The following is an 18,007-nucleotide window of genomic DNA, read 5'->3' on the forward strand; positions in this document are numbered from 1 at the left end:
CGGGCAGATCCTTGAGTTCTTCGAGGCGCCGCTGCTGCTCTTCGAGCAGGCGGTCCTGACGGTCGCGGATCAGGTCGGTGATGCCGGGGGTGCTCTGCGGGGGCGCGGCGTGCGCTAATCCGGCGGTACCCAGGCAGAAAAAAACGGACAGCAGGCAAAACCTGGTCCGGCGTTCCAAACGCCACATGTCTAGATCCCTCTGTGTGGCGTTGTGCCATCAACGGGCATGGATCATAGGGTGGCAATATAGTGGCGTCAATTAAATGTGTGAGTTTATTCAATAGCGATAAAACAACCGGCACCCCGACTTTTTTCATTCTGATATTGCCCGCAATAACAAAAAGTCCATAATGGACAAATTAGTTTATCTGCGGAGATTGCCATGTCCAGCACGCCCCTTGTCATGAATCAGGCCCAGGCCCGTGAATTGCTCACCCAGGTCGATGTGCCCCACATTCTGCACAAGCTGTTCCGCGACCTGGCGGCCGGGCTGGCGGTGCAGCCGGCGCAGCAGCTGGTGGAGTTCCCGCATGGGGCCGGCGACTTTATCAACTACCTGGGCGTGCTGGCCGATGAGGGCGTTTATGGCGTCAAGACGTCGCCCTACATCGTGCGCGAGCAAGGCCCACTGGTGACGGCCTGGACGTTGTTGATGTCGATGCACAGCGGCCAGCCGCTGATGCTGTGTGATGCGGCCGAGCTGACCACCGCGCGCACCGCTGCCGCCACTGCATTGGCGGTGGACGTGCTGGCGCCTGCTGCCGCGCGGCGCCTGGCGATTATCGGCAGTGGCAAGGTGGCGCAAGCGCACCTGCACTACGTGCGCAACCTGCGCGACTGGCAGCAGATTCGCCTGTATTCACCGAGCCTGGGCCACGCCAGCGTCGACACCCTCGCCCACCTCAAAGGCCTGGACCCGCGCCTGACCCTGGCCGACAGCTGTGACAGCGCCGTGGAAGACGCCGATGTGATCCTGCTGTGTACCTCATCGGCCGGCCCGGTGCTCAACCCGGCGCGTTTGCGCAAGCCAGCGCTGATCACCTCCATCAGCACCAATGCGCCACGCGCCCATGAAGTGCCACCCGCCAGCCTGCACGCCATGCATGTGTTCTGCGACTATCGCCAGACCACGCCGGGCGCGGCCGGTGAGATGCTGATCGCCGCCGAGCAACACGCTTGGGACAAGCGCGCCGTGATCGGCGACCTGCCGGAGTTGCTCAGTGATATGGCGCAGCGCCCGGACTATGACCGCCACGTGTTTTTCCGCTCGATCGGCCTGGGCCTGGAAGACGTCGCACTGGCCAATGCCCTGTACCAAACCCAGCGCTAACCATTGTTTAAGGAGATGTTTATGAGCCATGCAGACTTCATCATCATCGGCGGCGGCATTGCCGGTGCATCCACTGGGTTCTGGTTGTCGCAGCATGGCAAAGTATTGGTGCTGGAGCGCGAAAGCCACCCGGCCTATCACTCCACCGGGCGCTCGGCGGCGCTCTACACCGCGGCGTATGGCACACCGCAAGTGCGCGCGTTGACCCTGGCCAGCCGTGCATTTTTTGATAACCCGCCGGCAGGCTTCTGTGAGCACCCGTTGCTGACGCCACGCGGGGAGATCACCGTGGATTTCAGCGGCGACCCGGCGGAACTGGAGCGTCAATACCAGAGCGCCAAGGCCACGGTGGCGCAGGTGGAACGGCTGAGTGTCGATGAGGCGTGCGCACGCTTGCCGATTTTGCGTCGTGAAAAAGTCCACGGCGCCATCTTCGACCCGACCGCCAGCGACATCGACACCGATGCCCTGCACCAAGGTTATTTGCGTGGTATCCGTCGCCATCACGGCGAAGTGCGTACCGACAGCCCTGTACTGGGCCTGAGCCGTGACGCCGACGGCCTGTGGCAGGTGCGCACCCAGGACGCGACCTACACCGCGCCGATCATCATCAACGCTGCCGGTGCCTGGGCCGATCAGATCGGCGGCCTCGCTGGCGCGGCGTCCATCGGCCTGCAGCCCAAACGGCGCTCGGCGTTTATCTTCGCCGGGCCAGAGGGTGTCGACACGCATGGGTGGCCGATGCTGGTGGCCCTCGACGAAGCCTTTTACATGAAGCCTGACGCGGGCATGTTCCTCGGCTCACCGGCCAACGCCGACCCGGTCGAACCCCAGGATGTACAGCCCGAAGAACTGGACATTGCCATGGGCATTTACCAGATCGAAGAAGCCACCACCTTGACCATCCGCCGTCCTACCCGCACCTGGGCCGGGCTGCGCAGTTTTGTGCCTGATGGTGATTTGCTCGCGGGCTTCGACCCGCAAGTGCCGGGGCTGTTCTGGGTCGCGGCGCAGGGCGGTTATGGCATCCAGACCTCACCGGCCATGGGCCAGGCCAGCGCGGCGCTGGTACGCGGCGCACCGTTGCCGGAGCCGCTGACGCGGTTTGGCCTGGACGCTGGTATGCTCTCGCCCGTCCGCCTGGAGCCGCATTGATGAGCATTGCTGAACAAGAAAACGTTGTGCAGAACTTCCGGGCGATCGCCGATGCGATCGCCACGCTGTTCTTTCCCCACGCCGAAGTGGTGCTGCATGACTTGCGCACGCAAAAGGTCGATTACATCGCCAACAACCTGTCGAAACGCGCCATTGGTGACGACTCGTCGCTGGAGGACATGCTCAGCGATGACATCCGCGAAGTGAATATCGGCCCGTACGAAAAGCTCAACTGGGACGGTCAGAAAATCCGCAGCCTGAGCACGGTGCTGCATGACCACAAAGGTCGTCGGCTGGCGGTGCTGTGCATCAACCTGAATATCTCGTTGTTCGAAAACGCCAAGGCGGCGCTGGACCTGTTCCTGTCACCGAGCAAGCTGATCCCACAGCCGGATTCACTGTTTCGTGATGACTGGCAGGAGCGCATCAACACCTTCTTGCATGCCTGGATGCGTGAACGTCAGTTGAGCCTGAACCTGCTGACCCGCGACCATAAGCGTGAGCTGGTGCTGGCATTGCATGCCGAGGGCGCGTTCAAGGGCAAGAGCGCGTCGAACTACGTGGCGAATGTGCTGGGGATGGGCCGGGCGACGGTGTACAAGCACCTTAAGGAATTGAAGGGCTGAGCGATCGTTCATCAACTGTGGGAGCTGGCTTGCCTGCGATGGCATCAACTCGGTATTCCTGATGTACCGAGGTGTCTGCATCGCAGGCAAGCCAGCTCCCACATGTGACCGAGTATGGCTTTACTGTTGCTGTTACACCCTCAGTCGCCGTAGATATCGGACTTGAAATACTGCTGTGAAATCTTCTGATACTCGCCATTCGCGCGGATGCCGTCGATGGCCGTATTCAGCTCACTGACCAGTTCGGTATTGCCCTTGCGCACTGCGATCCCGGCGCCCTCGCCCACGTATTTGGGGTCCTTGAGTTCCGGCCCGACGAAGGCGTAGCCCTTGCCGCGTGGCATCGACAAAAAGTCACTCAACGGGATGGTGTCGGCAAAAATCGCATCCAGGCGCCCCGCCGCCAAATCCATGTAGATCTCTTCGTTATTGCTGTAGCGCTTGACGTTGATGCCCTTGGGCTCGAACACCTCGGTGGCATAGCGGTCGGTGGTGGTGGCGCGCTGCACGCCAATGGTCTTGCCCTTGAGGCTGGCGTACTGGTCATCCACCACCGCGCCGTCCTTCATCACCAGGCGCGAGGAAGTGAAGTAATACTTGTGGGTGAAATCCACCGATTTCTTGCGGTCTTCGTTGATGGTCATGGATGACAGGGCCAGGTCGATTTTCTTCACTTTAAGCGAAGGGATCAGGCCGTCGAATTCACCTTCCACCCACACGCACTTGACCTTCATCTGCGCGCACAAGGCATTACCGATGTCGTAGTCGAACCCGACGATCTTGCCGTCCTGGGTCTTGGAGGCGAACGGTGGGTAGGCCGCCTCAATGCCGATACGCAAGGTTTTCTCAGCGGCCAGCACATGGCTTGAAGCAAACAGGCCCAGGGCCAGTGCAGCGATCAGCGCGGGTTTCTTCATGGTCGTTATCTCGCAAGTTGTTGTTGGTTTGGCAAGCGTGAAGAAAGAGAGGCATAGGCTTTTTGTACTTATAATTCCATATTGGACTTTTAGGTATTATCCGTCAATCCATCCCGCCTCCTACGCGCTCGGGCACAAATTAGTGCCCGCCTCCATCGTTTCTCCACAAAACCTCCCATGAATGCGCACGTTGGTTGCGCACACTTGCGTTCACCGTTGCGTAGATTTACCAGGAGAACACGATGATTCCTGCTCTGGAGGTCAGCACCCTCACCCAGAAGCTATGATCACTACTGGCAAACGTGGCCATGGACCGGCAGCCACGATAAGGCAGATAAGCACGAGCGCAGGGATGCACAGGCTCGCCGCGTATTCACCGAGCAGACCATGACTGATTTCCCCGTTGCATCGATGCCCCGCCCGGACTGCGTCAGAGAACCCCAGGCCCTCGTGCTGATTGCCGAAGATGAGCCGCAAATCGCCGACATTCTGGAGGCTTACCTCAAACGCAGCGGCTTTCGCACCGCCCACGCGCGTGACGGCCAACAGGCGCTGGACATGCACCTGGCGCTCAAGCCGGAGCTGATGTTGCTGGACGTGCTGATGCCCCACGTGGATGGCTGGCAAGTGCTCGCGCAAGTGCGCCAACGCGGCCATACGCCGGTGATCATGCTGACCGCGCAAGACCAGGACATGGACAAGCTCATGGGCCTGCGCATCGGCGCCGACGACTATATCGTCAAGCCGTTCAACCCCGCCGAAGTGGTGGCGCGCACCCAGGCGGTACTGCGCCGCTCCATCGCTTATCGCGACCGCGCCTGCCCCACGGTGCTGCGGGTGGACGCGTTTGAAATTGACCTGGAAAGCTACGAAGCCACGGTGACGCTGGTCGGCCGCCGAGTGCCGCTGGCCTTGACCGTCACCGAATTCAGGCTGCTGGCGCAACTGGCCAAGGCACCGAAACGGGTGTTCACCCGCGCCGAGCTGTTGGCCCAGTGTTCACCGGAAAGCGACAGCCTGGAGCGCACGGTCGACAGCCATATCAGCAAACTGCGGCGCAAGCTCGAAGACCTCGGCGTGCAGGGTGTGCCCACCAGTATCCGTGGCGTCGGCTATCGGTTCGGGAGCATGGTGTGAAAGGGCTCAATGGCCTGAGCCGCCAGATCATCTTGTCGATGTGCGCCGTGGTGCTGTGCGTGATCGCCCTGGCGGTGATCGGCTCGTATATTTTTTACGCATTGCTGTGGACCTACTGGCCGCTCACCGACGCCGAAGTGGATGCCTGGCTGCCGGCCAAGGCTGAATGGGTGTGGATGGGCCTGACCACGTGCGTGAGCCTGGCGGTGGGCTCGATTGTGGCGCTGAAACTGTCGCGGCGAATCCTGATGCCGCTCAACTCCGTGGCCGAGAACCTGCGCAAACTGGCCGACGGCGACCTGGACGTACAGGCCGTTGCCGGTGACCAGTCGATCGGCGAAGCGGCGATCCTGGTCAATGACTTCAACAGCATGGCCAAACGCTTGCAGCGCATGGCGCAGGAGCAAGCGTTCTGGAATGCCGCCATTGCGCATGAACTGCGCACACCCCTGACTATTCTGCGCGGGCGCCTGCAAGGGTTGGCCGAGGGTGTATTCGAACCCGACACCGCGCAGTTCTATAGCCTGCTGGGCCAGGTCGAAGGCTTGACGCGCTTGATCGAGGATTTGCGCGTGGTGGGCCTGGCCGACAGTGGCTACCTGGAACTCAACCTGCAAGAAGCCGACCTGGCGACAGGCATCGAAGACGATGTACGGTTGTTCGAACCGAGCCTGGTGGCCGCAGGTTTTGTGCTGCAACTGGACCTGCAACGCCGCACGATGCGCTGCGACCCGGCGCGCATTCGCCAGGCCTTGCTGGCCCTGCTGGATAACATTCGGCGGCACGCGACACCGGGCAATGTCATCGTCCATCTGAGCACCCGCGACGGCTTCAACTACCTGCGCGTGCGCGACGACGGCCCCGGCATCGACGAAGGTTTTGCCGCGCGCCTGTTTGACGCCTTCCAACGCGGTGAAAACTCCCGCTCACGCGCCCAGGGCGGCAGTGGCCTGGGCCTGGCCGTGGTGCGTGCCATCGCCCTCGCCCATGGCGGCGCCGTGACCTGCCGGCGTATGGAAAACGGCGGCACGCTGTTTGAACTCAGTTGGCACGTTTGATTGGGCGAGGCACGGTGATGCGTATGTTTTTTTCGGTGTTTAAGCGCCCGCCCCGTTATCGGCACTTTGCTTTATTGGACGCAAAGCAGGTGTGTATTGCGTTTAAAAGCTGCCGCACAAAACCTGTCGGCGAGCATTGGATAGAAGTCGAACGGGTCAACCTGTCTTGGCTGGGAACCACGCTCCCAGGCTGCGCCCGTACCGTTGAGCGAGTGTATAAATGAGCAATGACGTGTCCCGACTCGAAGCCTCGTTAAGGCTGCACACGGCCCGTTTGAAAAGGTTGCAGCGTTTCTGGGTGCCGCTGCAACGGCGTGCCCCGAAGTGGGTGCTGGCGTTGTGGATTACAGGCATCTTCATATCGCTGGCCACCCAGTGTTACGAGCACTGGCTGGTGACCGCACCGATGATCTGCGCATTGATCGTGGCGGAGATTATCGTCGATGAGCGGCAAATGACGCTGTTATTGCGCGTCGACCAAATGCGTGACCTGCTCAGAGAAGCACGCAACCGCTATCTGTGTTGATAAGCGCAGGTTGCTGGCGAGCCCTTGCGCAATCATCGTAGTCAATTTTGATCAGCAGATTCTTCAGGTCCGTGAACTACGCCTGGACTAAGTGAAGGCCGAGCGAAGCTGACAGTAAAGGCCAGTATCTGCACCGGTAACCTGTGGCGAGGGAGCTTGCTCCCGCTGGGCTGCGAAGCGGCCCTGAAAAAAGGGACTGCTGCACAGTCCAACGGGAGCAAGCTCACTCGCCACAGAAGTGATACGGATCCTTAACTATTACAACGCTTGCTTGCACCCAATGCGCCCCGGCAACTGCCCTTGCCTGACCTTCAACGCGGCCTGCACCGCCTGCGGCAGATCACTCCAGAACGTCAGCCCGGAGCGCTCTTCGATTTGACTCACGGGCACCTGGTAATCGCAGAAGTTCGCGCCTTTGGGCGTTTCCTGGTTCATGACGAACGAGGCGTACATTCCGCCTTCAGGCGAGCTGCCGACAAAGATGATTTTCCAGTAGCCACTGGGAATGGTGTGCACCTTGTTCGTACCCGGCAGCGTGCCGACAAAATGCTCATACAGCGGCCCGGTGGCGACATACACCGCGTCGATCCCCGCCTGCTTGCTCAGGTTGCGCTCCTGGTCTTCCAGGTGCGCCCACGGCCCCTGGTTGAGGTCGGACTTCTGCGGGGTGATGTTCGACAGGTAATTGAGGCTTTGCCAATCGGCTACCCCCGCCATCGAGGCGAGGTTGGCCTGATGGCCACGGTCGACTTTGAGCGCGACATTGGCGCCGTTGTAATCCACCGGGTCGAGGGTTTCGCCGGCCGGAATGTCCGGGTCGGTCTGCCAGTCGCGCGCGCGGCCGCTGGCGGGGGTGGTCTTGGTGATTTTGTACGACACCCAGTTGGCAAACTTGGTCGAGCCATTATTGTTCAGGGTGTACGCCTGGCGGTTCAGCGTCAGTGGGCTGCCACCGCTGGGGCAGCCGACCGAGCAGTTGTCGAACTGCCAGGCCTGTTGGGGCTGGGCTTGCGGTGTGACGGCCGACTCACGGGTTCTATCCGGTGTGGTACAAGCGGCAACCAGCGGGATCAACAGAAACGCGAGGTGTTTGGACTTCATACTTCCATGCATGGTGTAGCTCCTTGGGATGATTCAATGACAGAAGGTCTGTCGGCGGCTGCGATCCATCGCAAGCCGACATAAACATTAAACCACTTAAACGTTTCAAATTGCGTACAGGTTTCAGTGGGCGCTAAAAAAACCGATCACGCCGCGCAAGCCCACATTCAGATCGCGTTACATCAGGTGGCTGCTCTGCTTTTGATCCATTGGTGAGGATCACTTCAATGCAGGTGATTGGACACGCAGGCCTTACAATGAGAGGGTCTGCTGCGGGTGCAGGCACGGGCACTTATCCTGACCGCTCACTTATTCCCAGGCTGGGGCTTTAAATGGACATCAAGCAACTCAAATTCCTGATCGCGCTGGAGCAGACCCGGCACTTCGGCCAGGCGGCTGCGCGCTGCCATATCACCCAGCCGACCCTGTCGATGCGCCTGCGCAATCTGGAGGATGAGCTGGGCCTGGAGCTGGTCACCCGTGGCCAGCGCTTCGAAGGCTTCACCCAGGCCGGCGAACGCGTGTTGGCCTGGGCCAGAACCCTGCTCGCCGCCCATGACGGTTTGTTTGCCGAAGCGGCGGCGTGTCGCGGGCAGTTAGTGGGTAGCCTGCGCCTGGGGCTGGTACCGCTCAGCGGGTTCAACTCGATCAGCTACATCCAAGGTCTGTCCCAGACGTTTCCAGAGCTCAAATTCAGCCTGTCGTCCATGAGTTCGGACAAGATCATCGAAGCCCTGGGCACCAATCAACTGGATTTGGGCGTGTGCTACCTGGACCACGTAAACCCCAATTACCTGGAGGTTTTTGAACTGGGCGAAACCCGCGTCGGCCTGCTGTACGACACGCGCCACTTCCAGTTCGAAGGCACCGAAATGAGTTGGGAAGATGCCGCGCAGTTGCCCCTGGGGATGATCAGCAACGGCATGCATTATCGAAAATCCATTGACCTGAGTTTCCGCAGCCGTGGCCTCGACCCGCAGCCCATTCTCGAAAGCGACTCGACCTATCAGTTGTTCCAGGCGATCCACGAAGGTTTTTGCTGCGCGATCATGCCGCTGGACAGTGGCATGGAAAACCCGATCGAGAACCTCGCCTTTATCAACTTGCCGGACGCCAGCGTGCTCGCGCCACTGGGGTTGGTGATGCGCAAGACCGAACCGCGCTCGGCCATCGCCGAGAAGTGTTTTGCACACGCCAAACAGATGTTTGCCGGCAACGGCACGCACTGATCTGCAGCGCGAAAGGACGAACACTCTGACTGTGGCAAGCCTGCTTGCCACAGGTCCAGCGTCGCACCACCGTTAGGTCGATAACGGTGCAAGATGACGAATGGCTCAGTTCGACACTTGCTCAAGGAAAATCAGCTGCAGCGGCTCGCTAAGCAAGTCGTCGGCCGTGGCTGCAAATTGCTTGAAGTACGGCGTGGCAAAATGCGCATCGAGGGCCGCCTGGTCCTTGAACGACTCACGCATGTAGAAGGTGCCGGGGGCGTCGCGCAGCTCAAACAGCACATAGTCGAGGTTACCGGGCTCGGTGTGCGTTGGCGCAACCAGGGCCAGCAAGCCGTGTTTGAGTGCCTGCTGTTTGCCAGGTTTGGCTTTGAGTACGGCGATGGAAACCAAGGGTTTTGACACAGGGGTCGCTCCGTCAGGGGAATGGCTCGCACAACCTGCAATCAACAGCGCAAGCAGCGTCACACCCGTAGAAGTGATGAGGTTTTTAAATACCATGTTGATATACGCCGCAGGTGGTTAAGAAGAAACCCAGCGTAATGAAACCCCGGCTGCGTTAGCCATCCGCTCGGGGCGCATAGACTTTCAATGGAATGTTGAAAGTGATTGAAACGGCAGCTGACGGTACAAGGTCTGACGCTCACACCCGAAAACGCATCGGCCGAAAGTTGCTCAGCAATGGCGACGCGACGCCGGTGATCAGCTCTTCGCTCAAGAGCCGCGCCAGGGTGGGCGCCAGGGTCAAGCCTGGATGGGCGCTCAAGATATAAAGCCCGCCGTCGTCGCCCGCTGGCCCCACAATAGGCAGGTGGTCGTCAGACAGCGGTCGCCACCCCACCGCTACGGACTTCAGCGCGATGGATTGTGCACCGTTCAACTGCCCACGAATGGCCTCAAGGGCTCTGAGCCCAATGGCAGCGGGGCCATTTTCGGGCGTATTGTCGATGTAGTCTTCAGCCGCAATCAGCGTACAGGTGTCGCCTTGACGAGCCTCCATATCGGCGTTCGAAACAATGCCATTGAGCAGCGCCTGCGCCACTTCAAACTTCAACAGAATCGCCGGAGACGGTCGAATGGGCAGATGCAGGCTTTGGCCAACTAAAAGATCAAGCACTCCCAAGCCCGCAGCCAGTACCGTTTTTTTGCCATACCAATTGCCTGCCTGCGTACTGACGCCCACAACCTGGCCATTTTCAACGAGCAACTGGCTGACTGCACAATCGCAGACTACCCGTGCGCCAAAGCCTTCAGCGGCCAGAACCAGGCACTCAATGGCTTCGACCGGCGAGATGATCCCTGCCGCCTGCGTATAACGGGCGTGAAGAGGCGGGTGAGCAAGATTGGGCTCCAGTGCTCGGATTTCAGCCTGCGAAACCGTACGCGGTTGAAGGGAAGAAAGGTTCAGGCCCGCTGCTGATGCTTGGGGATTTTCCGGGCAGACGCCATAGGTCAATTCTGCACACCAACGCAACGGGAACGATGGCAACGCAGCCTGAAGGTGGTGGTAATCATCCATCACGTTTTGCGCCAGATGCTGCACGGGTTCAATCAATGCACTGGCATTGATCCACCCAAAGGCATGGCCGCTGGCACCGCTGGCAGGCCGGGCTTCTTCAATAAGCATCACGCGCTGCCCGGCCTTGGCGCTGTAATAGGCCAAAGCCGCACCATGAATGCCGGCCCCCACAATAATCAGATCGTATTGGTTCATTAAAACAACTCCCTTGCCTGGTACTTGCTTCTTCCCTGGGCCGCAGATCAACCCTGCCCGCTTGCCGCATGCTGATGCCTGCGATAGCCGGAACGTGAAACCCCGGTTTGACGCTTTGAGTAGCGGCACAAGTATGAAGTATCGGCGAAGTCGCGCACATCCGCCGCGTCGCTTACCAGCAGTGGCTGGAACATACTCCAGCCAGATAAAGGCCCACGCCGAACACCGCATGACTGATCAGACTGCGCAGGCAGTTCTTGCTCGGCGTGGGTGTCTTGGAGGAGGCAAACCCCGCGCCCATGGCAGGCTGTATCACACACAGCGGGACAGCCACGGTGGCGATACCCAGCACCAATGCCGGCATGAATGTGGGCGCCTGCAACCAGGCGATTCCTTCTATCCCCACCAGCAACAGCGCAAACACAACCCCCGTGACGTAGTGCGCGATCCAGCCCAGGGCCACCTCACCCTGCACGGGCGGCGCTTGTGCAATGCTGCGATGCGCAAACTGCCCGTGGCACGCATGCCCGACCCAGCGCCCCACGAAGGCGAAATTCAGCGTGGGCACCTTCAGTGCCTTCATCAACAGCATCCACATATCCATCACGACCGTAGCCCCGGCCCCCAATAAAATTACCTGTGCAGCCACGTGCAGCGATGCCATATCGACCTCTAATTCATGGACCCATTTAACCTGCGCAGGCATCATAGAAGTTGAAGTCAACTTCAAGTCAAGGGTCTGCTAATGGATATCACTGAGGTGGTCAAACGCACGGGCGTGCCGGCTCACACCTTGCGTTTTTATGCGAAGAAAGGGCTCATCACCTCCATCAGCCCGCCCGGCGCTCGCCGTCAGTTTGGCGCGGCGGTGATTGAGCAGTTGGCGGTGATCGCCCTCGGTCAGGCGGGCGGCCTGTCGCTGGACGAGATACAGGCCATGCTGTCCCCCAATGGCCAGGCCACGGTGGACAGAACGCTGCTGCTGGCCAAGGCCGATGAACTCGACGCGACGGTCAAACAACTGCAAGCCATGAGCCGCGGCTTGCGCCACGCTGCGGCCTGCCCTGCTCCCGACCACGCGCAATGCCCGAACTTTCGGCGGTTACTCGACATTGCCGCCGCGGGGGCGTTCAAGCGTGCCAGGCACGCGGGCGCGAGCCTGACACGTTAGTGTTCAGTTGACCCGTTGCAGGCAGCCGATCAAGGTCTCGATAAAGCCATGGAGCGCAGTAGGCAGCCTGCAATTTTCCAGTCACGGGGTTGGGTATGATGATCGCCTTGCTATTCGGCTACTTCCTGAACACCCGCCTGAACGACCACCCGATGCTCGACTGAGGTTGGCGCATGACGTTTTTTTGTTTGGCTTGATTCCGGGTCCGGCTGCGAACATACCCTACCAGAACCAATAAGGCAGAAACTTGGGTGTCGGCTCATCGGCCAATTCCAGGTGGTAAGTAATCGAATTGAAGAAGAACATATCCAAGACCAGGAAGGCGGCAGCACCAAAACACAACAGTACGAACTCCCGGTGTGGATGTACATGAAACCGTGACGTCACCCAAGGGCGAATGGCAATAAGGCTGATCAACCCGACACACGCGCCAAGATAGTTAGGCCGCAGCGGCGTCGCTGCAAACACGCCATAGAGGAAGGCAAGTAACAGCATGCCCAGGCCGACCATAGGTAAGTTGAGGCAGAACTTCAGCAATTTGTCGCGGGTACTTGCAAAGCGCTGGCTGCGATCCACGAAGATATACGCGGCCAATAATGAAATCGCCGGCGTAATCGAAAGAATGTAACGCGCTTTCTTGGAACTTGGAATCGTGAACAGTACGATCACTACCAATAACCAACCCGTCAGGTACAGCAGCATCTGAGTGGCCGGCGCCGGCGAGCGATCCAAGAAGTGTTTGCCCTTCTTGATGATCACGTTTAATGCGATAAAGGCTGTGACGCCATAGGTGAGCAAGCCTGCAGAGAAGTAGAAGTAATAACGCGGGGCGTGATCAGCGCCAAAGCGCCCCAAGCCTTGCATAACCAGCACCTCTTGCACAAAAGCCTGCCCACCTTGCAGGTAGGCCGCGCCGCTCAGCACTGTGATACCTGCGGCCAGCACCAGGCCTGCGAGCAAGCAGAACACCACCAGCAGGCGCCATTGTCGACTTAACAGATAATAGGAGGCGACCACGCCCGCCGGGCCGATCAGGCCAATAGGGCCACGAAAGGCAAAGCCCAGCGCCAGGCCCAGGAGTACCGGCAGCACATGAAAACGGTGCGGGTGCAGTTGGCCCGCATAAGCCAGGTAAAAACACATCACGGTAAACAACGCCGGGTAGATGTCCAGCGCCAAGGAATTCACGCCGTCCAGAAATGACCAGGTAAACAGCGCAAAGACCACCGCATAGGCGCCCCATTTTTTTTCGTGCAGGGCACCCAGCTTGTAAATAAACACCAGCATCAAGGCAGCCGCCACGCAAAAAGGCAGCCCCATCGACAGTATGGATACACGCCCAAACGGCAAGGAAACCAGGTACACAAGCAGTGTATTGAGCACCGTGTAATCGGGGTATGGCTGCAGGTCATCAGCAATGGGAAACAGTGTCACGCCATGGGCGAGCATATACTCGGCAAAGTCGACAAAGCGTGTGGTGTAGTTGAGCACGGCCGGTTTGTATTGCAGGACAGCCAACACAATAAACGCCAGTATAAATATAGCTGAACAGGGTTTGTTTACAGCCAGTTCCTTTAGCCTTTTCATGCGCGCCTGCTGCCTGTCGAAAACGCGCAGGCTAGCATGTTGTTTTTTCGCTCATCCAGACTGCAAAGGTAAAGAGTTGTAAAGGTTATACGCCCTGTTTATTCAGTTTAATTCGGCCTGAACAACAGCTGAATAATCATCAATAAAAGTGCAAACCACTAACTTCAGGTATTGATTTTTTACTCATAAACTCTCATGCGTTGTGAAGTAACGCCCAGGCGTCACCCCAAACGTGCGGCGAAACAGCGCGATAAAAGCACTGACGTTGTCATAGCCCAACTCCAGCGCCACACGCGTGACCGGCACACCCGCCGCCAGCCTCTCCAACGCGCGCAACAAACGCACGCGCTGGCGCCACGCGGTGAAACTGAACCCCGTTTCCAGCGCAAAGCGACGCGTCAGTGTGCGCGGGGCGATGCCCGCCCATGTCGCCCATTCCTGCAGGTGGCGCTCGTCATCCGGGCAATCGGACAGCGCCTCAGCGATCTTGCGCAGGCGCGCATCCTGAGGCATCGGCAAGCCCAGGGTCACACGCGGCAAGGTTCGAATCTCATCCACAATCACCCCGGCCAAGCGTTGCTGCGCAGCATCCAGTTCAGGGCTCTGCCAGGCGGCAGCGCGCATCACCGCCTCGCGCAAAAGGCCGGAGGTGGCCAGGATGCAAGGCGTATCCGGCAGCTCGACACAGCCCTGCGGCGACACGTAGACACTCCACCCCGCGAAGGGACCATGGGAGCGCCCGCCATGGGCGACATTCGGCGGGATCCACACCGCATGGGTCGCCGGCACCACCCACTGGCTGACGCCGGCGTCCACCGATAACAAGCCCTGGCGTGTGCCCAGCAACTGCCCACGCGCATGGCAATGGCGTTCGGTGATACGCGGTTCAGCGCCCACTCGGACCACGGCGACAACCAGCGGGTCATCGACAGCCGTTAATACCGAAGTGGGAATCAGCGGAGCGGACATAAGTGGCCTTAGCGGACTATTGATTGTCTTCAATAGCGTACCCAGGCCACATGGGTGCGTCTATAGTCGCAGCCTCAACTCCCAGGAATACACCGCATGCGCGCCGAAGAACTGTTGCCCGATGACCAGAACCAGACTGAACGCCACGGCGTTGTGATCCGCAAAGGCAGCGTCGGAGCCTTTCTGGTGAATGCCCAGGCCTGGTGTGATCCAAACACCGATGCACACCTGCGAACCGTCGCCGAGCAGGACCTGCTGGCGTTGCTCCCGGCGTTACGTGCCCTTGGGCTGTTCGAGGTGTTCAGGATTCGAGACCCGCAGTTGCAGCGCCTGGTGGATCAGTATTGAGCGCACGACTGGCGGACGGGTTGCTACCAGGATGCGGCCGATCTGCTGGCGCAATACGCACGTGCGGATGGCGGCGCGCAGCTGAGTTAAAACAACCCAGCCTACGTAATGCCAGCCAGTTAAGCGTTCGAGCTGACAATCACTGACCCGTGGCGAGGGCGATTGGCCCCGCTGGAGTGCGTAGCAGTCCCATTTTTGGGGCCGCTTCGCGCCCCAGCGGGAGCAAGCTCCCTCGCCACAGTTGCGAGGCGACAAAACTCAGACCACTGTTTATCCACACAGCATAAAAAATGAAGCACGCTTGCGCTGTAGAAAAATAGCGCTATGACGGCAGTCATACGCTTCGGGCCATGTCGACCCGCATTCAAGCACGCACTTTACTTAAGGATGAGTATCATGAACGACGACTTGCAGCAGTCAGGCGCTACCACTACCACCCAGGCCACCGTCTCGCAGGAGCAGATCAAAGCCGCAAGAGTCCTGGATTTCACCTGGACACCTGACGCCAACACGACCAGCACCATCGTCTCGACAGATTACATCGACTACCAGGTTGATACCTCCACACGTTAGCAACCCAGGGGTGCGAACAAATACGCTCAATCCACTCGATGAGCTGCAAGCCAGTACCTTCCAGGACGGCCCGGTCTTCCTGGCATTGCGCGTCAGGCCTGGTGCTTGACACGCTGACAGCAAAGCGCTGGCCAAGGAGGCGCTCAAGGCCAGCGCTGGCTGTATGCTGCTGATGCACTTGCCCGCTGTTCTTTTTTTGAACACTGCAAACGCCTTCAACACTAATACCTTACCCATTCGCCCCAACGGTGATTCCAATGGCCCAAGACCGACACCCGCCGGCCCCTGAGAGCCGGCTAATCCGCCAGGCCACGCCTGATGACGTGCGCGCCCTGGTGGAGTTGGACGCCTACGCCACAGCCCACGCTCATCGACACGTGTTTATCCATGACGCGGTAATTAGCCAGCGATGCCTGGTCGTCGTCATTGCCGGTGAATGCGCGGGCTACCTGGTGTTGACTGATGAGTTTTTCAGCTACGACTTTGTTGCGCTGGTGGTTGTGTCGCCGATACATCAACGCCAGGGTCTGGCGCTGCAATTATTGGCGGGCGCAGAAGCGTTGTGCAAAACGCCCAAGTTGTTTGCGTCAACCAACGCCTCCAACCTGGCGTCCCAGGCCATGCTCGCCAAGGCCGGGTTTATACCGAGCGGGCGAATCGAGAACCTTGATGAGCATGACCCTGAGCTTGTCTATGTAAAGTTCGTGCGCTAATCAGGAGGATTTCCTTTGACCACTTCCACGCTGACTTCGCGTTTTTACAGCACGCCCCGCCATACCACGCACTATCTGGAGTCGGGCCCGGCCGATGGGCCGTTGATGATCTTCCTGCACGGCTGGCCAGAACTAAGCCTGATCTGGCGCGCGCAGATCGAGGCGTTCGCTGCCCAAGGCTGGCACTGCGTTGCACCCGACATGCGCGGCTATGGTGGCTCCTCTGCGCCCTCCGACATCAACGCCTACACCCTTGAAAACATCGTGGCCGACATGGCCGAGCTGCATGAGCATCTCGGTGGGGCACCCGCCATCTGGGTGGGCCATGATTGGGGCAGCGTGGTGGCAGGTGAACTGGCCGCCCATCAACCGCAGCGCAGCCGTGGCGTGGTGCTGGTGTCGGTGCCGTACTTCCCGAGCACCAATGCACTGCCCACGCTCGTCCCGCTGGTGGACCGAACGCTCTATCCGGCGGACCAGTACCCTGACGGTCAATGGGATTACTACCGCTACTACAACACGCACTTTGCGTCTGCTGTCGCTGATCTTGATGCGGATAAAGCCGCATCGCTGGCGTCGATTTATCGGCGAGGCGACCCGGCGAATATCTCCAAAGTGACGTCAAATGCCGAAGTGACCCGCAAAGGTGGACGGTTTGGCGAGGCGCATCGGGCGCCACCCACCCAACCAGACCTGGCGCTATGGCCGCAGGCGGACTTCGCTGCACTGGTACGCAGTTTCGAAGCGCATGGTTTCCGCGCGCCCTGCGCGTGGTATCTGAACGACGATGCCAATATCGACTATGCGCACCGAGCGCCCGATGGCGGCCGCCTGTCATTGCCCGTGTTGTTTGTGAACGGCGACTACGACCCGATGAATACCATCAAGGGCAATCGGTTGGGCGACCCCATGCGTGCGGCTTGCGCAGACCTCAGCGTAACCAGCTTGTCCGGCGGGCATTGGTTGCCGGTGGAGTGCAAGACGGAACTGGTTGAGGCTATAAGCACTTGGCTGCTGGGTAGAAAACTCGGGTGACGGTCGAGACAAAAAAACACCGAAGTGTCTATTACGTAAATCGCAGGCAAAAAAACCACTCCCCCCTGGATAAGCCAATAACAGTGCGCCGACCGTGCTTTCATGGGCGCGAGACGGCGGGAATCGGTTTTTGTACAGAGTGGGGCTCCCGCGCGGTGATGACGCCGATCAGTGAAATCAGCAAGGCCAGGCCGATCGTCGAAGACACCTCGAAGCGATGCTCGGGCGTTAAAAGCATCACCGCCAATGCACAGCAGATAAATACAATTACCGCCCAGGTGAGCCAGGGAAACAGCCACATTTTGAACGTCAGCAGAATATTGCGCTGTTGCAATACCTTGCGCATGCGCAATTGTGAAACGGCGATCACCAGGTACACCAGCAAGGCGATGGCGCCCGAACTGGCCAGCAAAAACTGGAACAGCCCAGCCGGCATGAAGTAACTGAGCAAGGTCACGCCAGCGCCCAGGATGGTGCTGGCGATCACCGCAGCCCTGGGCACACTCTGTGCCGAGGTCTTTTTCATCAAGGCTGGCGCGTCCCCACGCTTGCCCAGTGAATACAGCATGCGCGAAGCAATGTAGATGGAGGAGTTCATGCAACTGGCCACCGCAATCAACACGACGACATCCACCAGCAGCTTGGCATGGGGAATGTTCATCAACTCCAGTGCACGCTGATAAGAGCCGACCGACGCCAGCAACGGGTCATTCCAGGGCACCACGGAAATAACCACGAAGATCGATAACACGTAAAACACGCCGATGCGCCACATCACCGAACGTGTCGCCCGGGCGATATTCTGCGCCGGGTTGCTG

General features: G+C 59.4%; 20 protein-coding genes and 1 pseudogene. 12 read left to right on the forward strand and 9 right to left on the reverse strand.

Features of this window, described 5'->3' with window-relative positions:
- Window positions 1–187: pseudogene (locus FEM54_RS06120) on the reverse strand (ShlB/FhaC/HecB family hemolysin secretion/activation protein); the annotation flags it as partial.
- A gap of 195 nt (window positions 188–382) precedes the next feature.
- Between FEM54_RS06120 and FEM54_RS06125 the strand changes: the two are divergent.
- The 3 genes from FEM54_RS06125 to FEM54_RS06135 are packed head-to-tail and all read left to right on the forward strand — an operon-like array spanning window position 383 to window position 3,111.
- Window positions 383–1,330: an ornithine cyclodeaminase family protein gene (locus FEM54_RS06125; protein WP_138450002.1), complete on the forward strand. Its 948-nt coding sequence runs from the start codon at window positions 383–385 to the stop codon at window positions 1,328–1,330.
- A 21-nt stretch (window positions 1,331–1,351) separates the two neighbouring features.
- Complete coding sequence (locus FEM54_RS06130; protein ID WP_017137703.1) at window positions 1,352–2,485, forward strand: NAD(P)/FAD-dependent oxidoreductase; 1,134 nt, start codon at window positions 1,352–1,354, stop codon at window positions 2,483–2,485.
- Window positions 2,485–3,111 (forward strand): helix-turn-helix transcriptional regulator, encoded by a 627-nt coding sequence (locus tag FEM54_RS06135; RefSeq protein WP_017137702.1) that lies wholly within the window; start codon window positions 2,485–2,487, stop codon window positions 3,109–3,111. Before FEM54_RS06130 ends, FEM54_RS06135 begins: the two co-directional genes overlap by 1 nt.
- Window positions 3,112–3,251: 140 nt before the next feature.
- Here FEM54_RS06135 and FEM54_RS06145 read toward each other — a convergent pair whose 3' ends face one another.
- Window positions 3,252–4,028, reverse strand: coding sequence for an ABC transporter substrate-binding protein (locus tag FEM54_RS06145; RefSeq protein WP_138450004.1), 777 nt, complete (start codon window positions 4,026–4,028; stop codon window positions 3,252–3,254).
- 387 nt (window positions 4,029–4,415) lie between these two features.
- Between FEM54_RS06145 and FEM54_RS06150 the strand changes: the two genes are divergently transcribed.
- From FEM54_RS06150 to FEM54_RS06165, 3 genes are all read left to right on the forward strand, one after another.
- A complete protein-coding gene (locus FEM54_RS06150; RefSeq protein WP_138450006.1) occupies window positions 4,416–5,165 on the forward strand; it encodes a response regulator in 750 nt (249 codons plus the stop codon).
- Window positions 5,162–6,223, forward strand: coding sequence for an ATP-binding protein (locus FEM54_RS06155; RefSeq protein ID WP_017137699.1), 1,062 nt, complete (start codon window positions 5,162–5,164; stop codon window positions 6,221–6,223). The genes FEM54_RS06150 and FEM54_RS06155 overlap by 4 nt, the downstream gene beginning before the upstream one ends.
- A 220-nt stretch (window positions 6,224–6,443) precedes the next feature.
- The gene (locus FEM54_RS06165; RefSeq protein WP_138450008.1) at window positions 6,444–6,749 is read left to right on the forward strand and encodes a hypothetical protein; all 306 of its coding nucleotides are present in this window, start codon (window positions 6,444–6,446) and stop codon (window positions 6,747–6,749) included.
- A 258-nt stretch (window positions 6,750–7,007) separates the two neighbouring features.
- Here the strand turns inward: FEM54_RS06165 and FEM54_RS06170 are convergent, their stop codons facing one another.
- Window positions 7,008–7,862: a DNA/RNA non-specific endonuclease gene (locus FEM54_RS06170; RefSeq protein ID WP_138450010.1), complete on the reverse strand. Its 855-nt coding sequence runs from the start codon at window positions 7,860–7,862 to the stop codon at window positions 7,008–7,010.
- A gap of 320 nt (window positions 7,863–8,182) precedes the next feature.
- On the opposite strand from FEM54_RS06170, the gene FEM54_RS06175 reads away from it, so the two are divergent.
- Window positions 8,183–9,079 (forward strand): LysR family transcriptional regulator, encoded by an 897-nt coding sequence (locus tag FEM54_RS06175; RefSeq protein ID WP_017137695.1) that lies wholly within the window; start codon window positions 8,183–8,185, stop codon window positions 9,077–9,079.
- 105 nt (window positions 9,080–9,184) lie between these two features.
- Here the strand turns inward: FEM54_RS06175 and FEM54_RS06180 are convergent, their stop codons facing one another.
- The 3 genes from FEM54_RS06180 to FEM54_RS06195 all read right to left on the reverse strand — a co-directional run bounded on the left by FEM54_RS06180 (window position 9,185) and on the right by FEM54_RS06195 (window position 11,457).
- On the reverse strand, window positions 9,185–9,484 hold the full coding sequence (locus FEM54_RS06180; RefSeq protein ID WP_138450012.1) for a putative quinol monooxygenase: 300 nt from the start codon (window positions 9,482–9,484) through the stop codon (window positions 9,185–9,187).
- Window positions 9,485–9,722: 238 nt separating this feature from the next.
- The gene (locus tag FEM54_RS06185) at window positions 9,723–10,793 is read right to left on the reverse strand and encodes an NAD(P)/FAD-dependent oxidoreductase (protein WP_138450014.1); all 1,071 of its coding nucleotides are present in this window, start codon (window positions 10,791–10,793) and stop codon (window positions 9,723–9,725) included.
- A gap of 172 nt (window positions 10,794–10,965) precedes the next feature.
- Window positions 10,966–11,457 (reverse strand): DUF2938 domain-containing protein, encoded by a 492-nt coding sequence (locus tag FEM54_RS06195; protein WP_138450016.1) that lies wholly within the window; start codon window positions 11,455–11,457, stop codon window positions 10,966–10,968.
- Between the two features lie 81 nt (window positions 11,458–11,538).
- On the opposite strand from FEM54_RS06195, the gene FEM54_RS06200 reads away from it, so the two are divergent.
- Window positions 11,539–11,964 (forward strand): helix-turn-helix domain-containing protein, encoded by a 426-nt coding sequence (locus tag FEM54_RS06200; RefSeq protein ID WP_017137689.1) that lies wholly within the window; start codon window positions 11,539–11,541, stop codon window positions 11,962–11,964.
- 222 nt (window positions 11,965–12,186) lie between these two features.
- Here the strand turns inward: FEM54_RS06200 and FEM54_RS06205 are convergent, their stop codons facing one another.
- Complete coding sequence (locus FEM54_RS06205) at window positions 12,187–13,551, reverse strand: ArnT family glycosyltransferase (RefSeq protein ID WP_138450018.1); 1,365 nt, start codon at window positions 13,549–13,551, stop codon at window positions 12,187–12,189.
- Window positions 13,552–13,734: 183 nt separating this feature from the next.
- Complete coding sequence (locus tag FEM54_RS06210) at window positions 13,735–14,520, reverse strand: AraC family transcriptional regulator (protein WP_138450020.1); 786 nt, start codon at window positions 14,518–14,520, stop codon at window positions 13,735–13,737.
- Between the two features lie 96 nt (window positions 14,521–14,616).
- Here FEM54_RS06210 and FEM54_RS06215 point away from each other — a divergent pair, with 96 nt between their 5' ends.
- The 4 genes from FEM54_RS06215 to FEM54_RS06225 all read left to right on the forward strand — a co-directional run bounded on the left by FEM54_RS06215 (window position 14,617) and on the right by FEM54_RS06225 (window position 17,189).
- A complete protein-coding gene (locus tag FEM54_RS06215) occupies window positions 14,617–14,868 on the forward strand; it encodes a hypothetical protein (RefSeq protein WP_017137683.1) in 252 nt (83 codons plus the stop codon).
- 396 nt (window positions 14,869–15,264) lie between these two features.
- Window positions 15,265–15,441 (forward strand): hypothetical protein, encoded by a 177-nt coding sequence (locus FEM54_RS33865; protein WP_017137682.1) that lies wholly within the window; start codon window positions 15,265–15,267, stop codon window positions 15,439–15,441.
- Between the two features lie 257 nt (window positions 15,442–15,698).
- Window positions 15,699–16,154 (forward strand): GNAT family N-acetyltransferase, encoded by a 456-nt coding sequence (locus FEM54_RS06220; RefSeq protein ID WP_138450021.1) that lies wholly within the window; start codon window positions 15,699–15,701, stop codon window positions 16,152–16,154.
- Between the two features lie 15 nt (window positions 16,155–16,169).
- A complete protein-coding gene (locus FEM54_RS06225) occupies window positions 16,170–17,189 on the forward strand; it encodes an alpha/beta hydrolase (RefSeq protein ID WP_138450023.1) in 1,020 nt (339 codons plus the stop codon).
- Between the two features lie 100 nt (window positions 17,190–17,289).
- Here the strand turns inward: FEM54_RS06225 and FEM54_RS06230 are convergent.
- The coding region (locus tag FEM54_RS06230) for an amino acid permease (RefSeq protein ID WP_138450024.1) at window positions 17,290–18,007 on the reverse strand (718 nt) is incomplete at its 5' end.

The sequence above is a fragment of the Pseudomonas edaphica genome, assembly GCF_005863185.1.
Classification (GTDB): Bacteria; Pseudomonadota; Gammaproteobacteria; order Pseudomonadales; family Pseudomonadaceae; genus Aquipseudomonas; species Aquipseudomonas edaphica.

Coding starts and splice junctions, on each gene's coding strand:
- FEM54_RS06125 (WP_138450002.1), top strand. CDS start 383: ATGTCCAGCACGCCCCTTGTCATGAATCAGGCCCAGGCCCGTGAATTG.
- FEM54_RS06130 (WP_017137703.1), top strand. CDS start 1,352: ATGAGCCATGCAGACTTCATCATCATCGGCGGCGGCATTGCCGGTGCA.
- FEM54_RS06135 (WP_017137702.1), top strand. CDS start 2,485: ATGAGCATTGCTGAACAAGAAAACGTTGTGCAGAACTTCCGGGCGATC.
- FEM54_RS06145 (WP_138450004.1), bottom strand. CDS start 4,028: ATGAAGAAACCCGCGCTGATCGCTGCACTGGCCCTGGGCCTGTTTGCT.
- FEM54_RS06150 (WP_138450006.1), top strand. CDS start 4,416: ATGACTGATTTCCCCGTTGCATCGATGCCCCGCCCGGACTGCGTCAGA.
- FEM54_RS06165 (WP_138450008.1), top strand. CDS start 6,444: ATGAGCAATGACGTGTCCCGACTCGAAGCCTCGTTAAGGCTGCACACG.
- FEM54_RS06170 (WP_138450010.1), bottom strand. CDS start 7,862: ATGCATGGAAGTATGAAGTCCAAACACCTCGCGTTTCTGTTGATCCCG.
- FEM54_RS06175 (WP_017137695.1), top strand. CDS start 8,183: ATGGACATCAAGCAACTCAAATTCCTGATCGCGCTGGAGCAGACCCGG.
- FEM54_RS06185 (WP_138450014.1), bottom strand. CDS start 10,793: ATGAACCAATACGATCTGATTATTGTGGGGGCCGGCATTCATGGTGCG.
- FEM54_RS06195 (WP_138450016.1), bottom strand. CDS start 11,457: ATGGCATCGCTGCACGTGGCTGCACAGGTAATTTTATTGGGGGCCGGG.
- FEM54_RS06200 (WP_017137689.1), top strand. CDS start 11,539: ATGGATATCACTGAGGTGGTCAAACGCACGGGCGTGCCGGCTCACACC.
- FEM54_RS06205 (WP_138450018.1), bottom strand. CDS start 13,551: ATGAAAAGGCTAAAGGAACTGGCTGTAAACAAACCCTGTTCAGCTATA.
- FEM54_RS06210 (WP_138450020.1), bottom strand. CDS start 14,520: ATGTCCGCTCCGCTGATTCCCACTTCGGTATTAACGGCTGTCGATGAC.
- FEM54_RS06215 (WP_017137683.1), top strand. CDS start 14,617: ATGCGCGCCGAAGAACTGTTGCCCGATGACCAGAACCAGACTGAACGC.
- FEM54_RS33865 (WP_017137682.1), top strand. CDS start 15,265: ATGAACGACGACTTGCAGCAGTCAGGCGCTACCACTACCACCCAGGCC.
- FEM54_RS06220 (WP_138450021.1), top strand. CDS start 15,699: ATGGCCCAAGACCGACACCCGCCGGCCCCTGAGAGCCGGCTAATCCGC.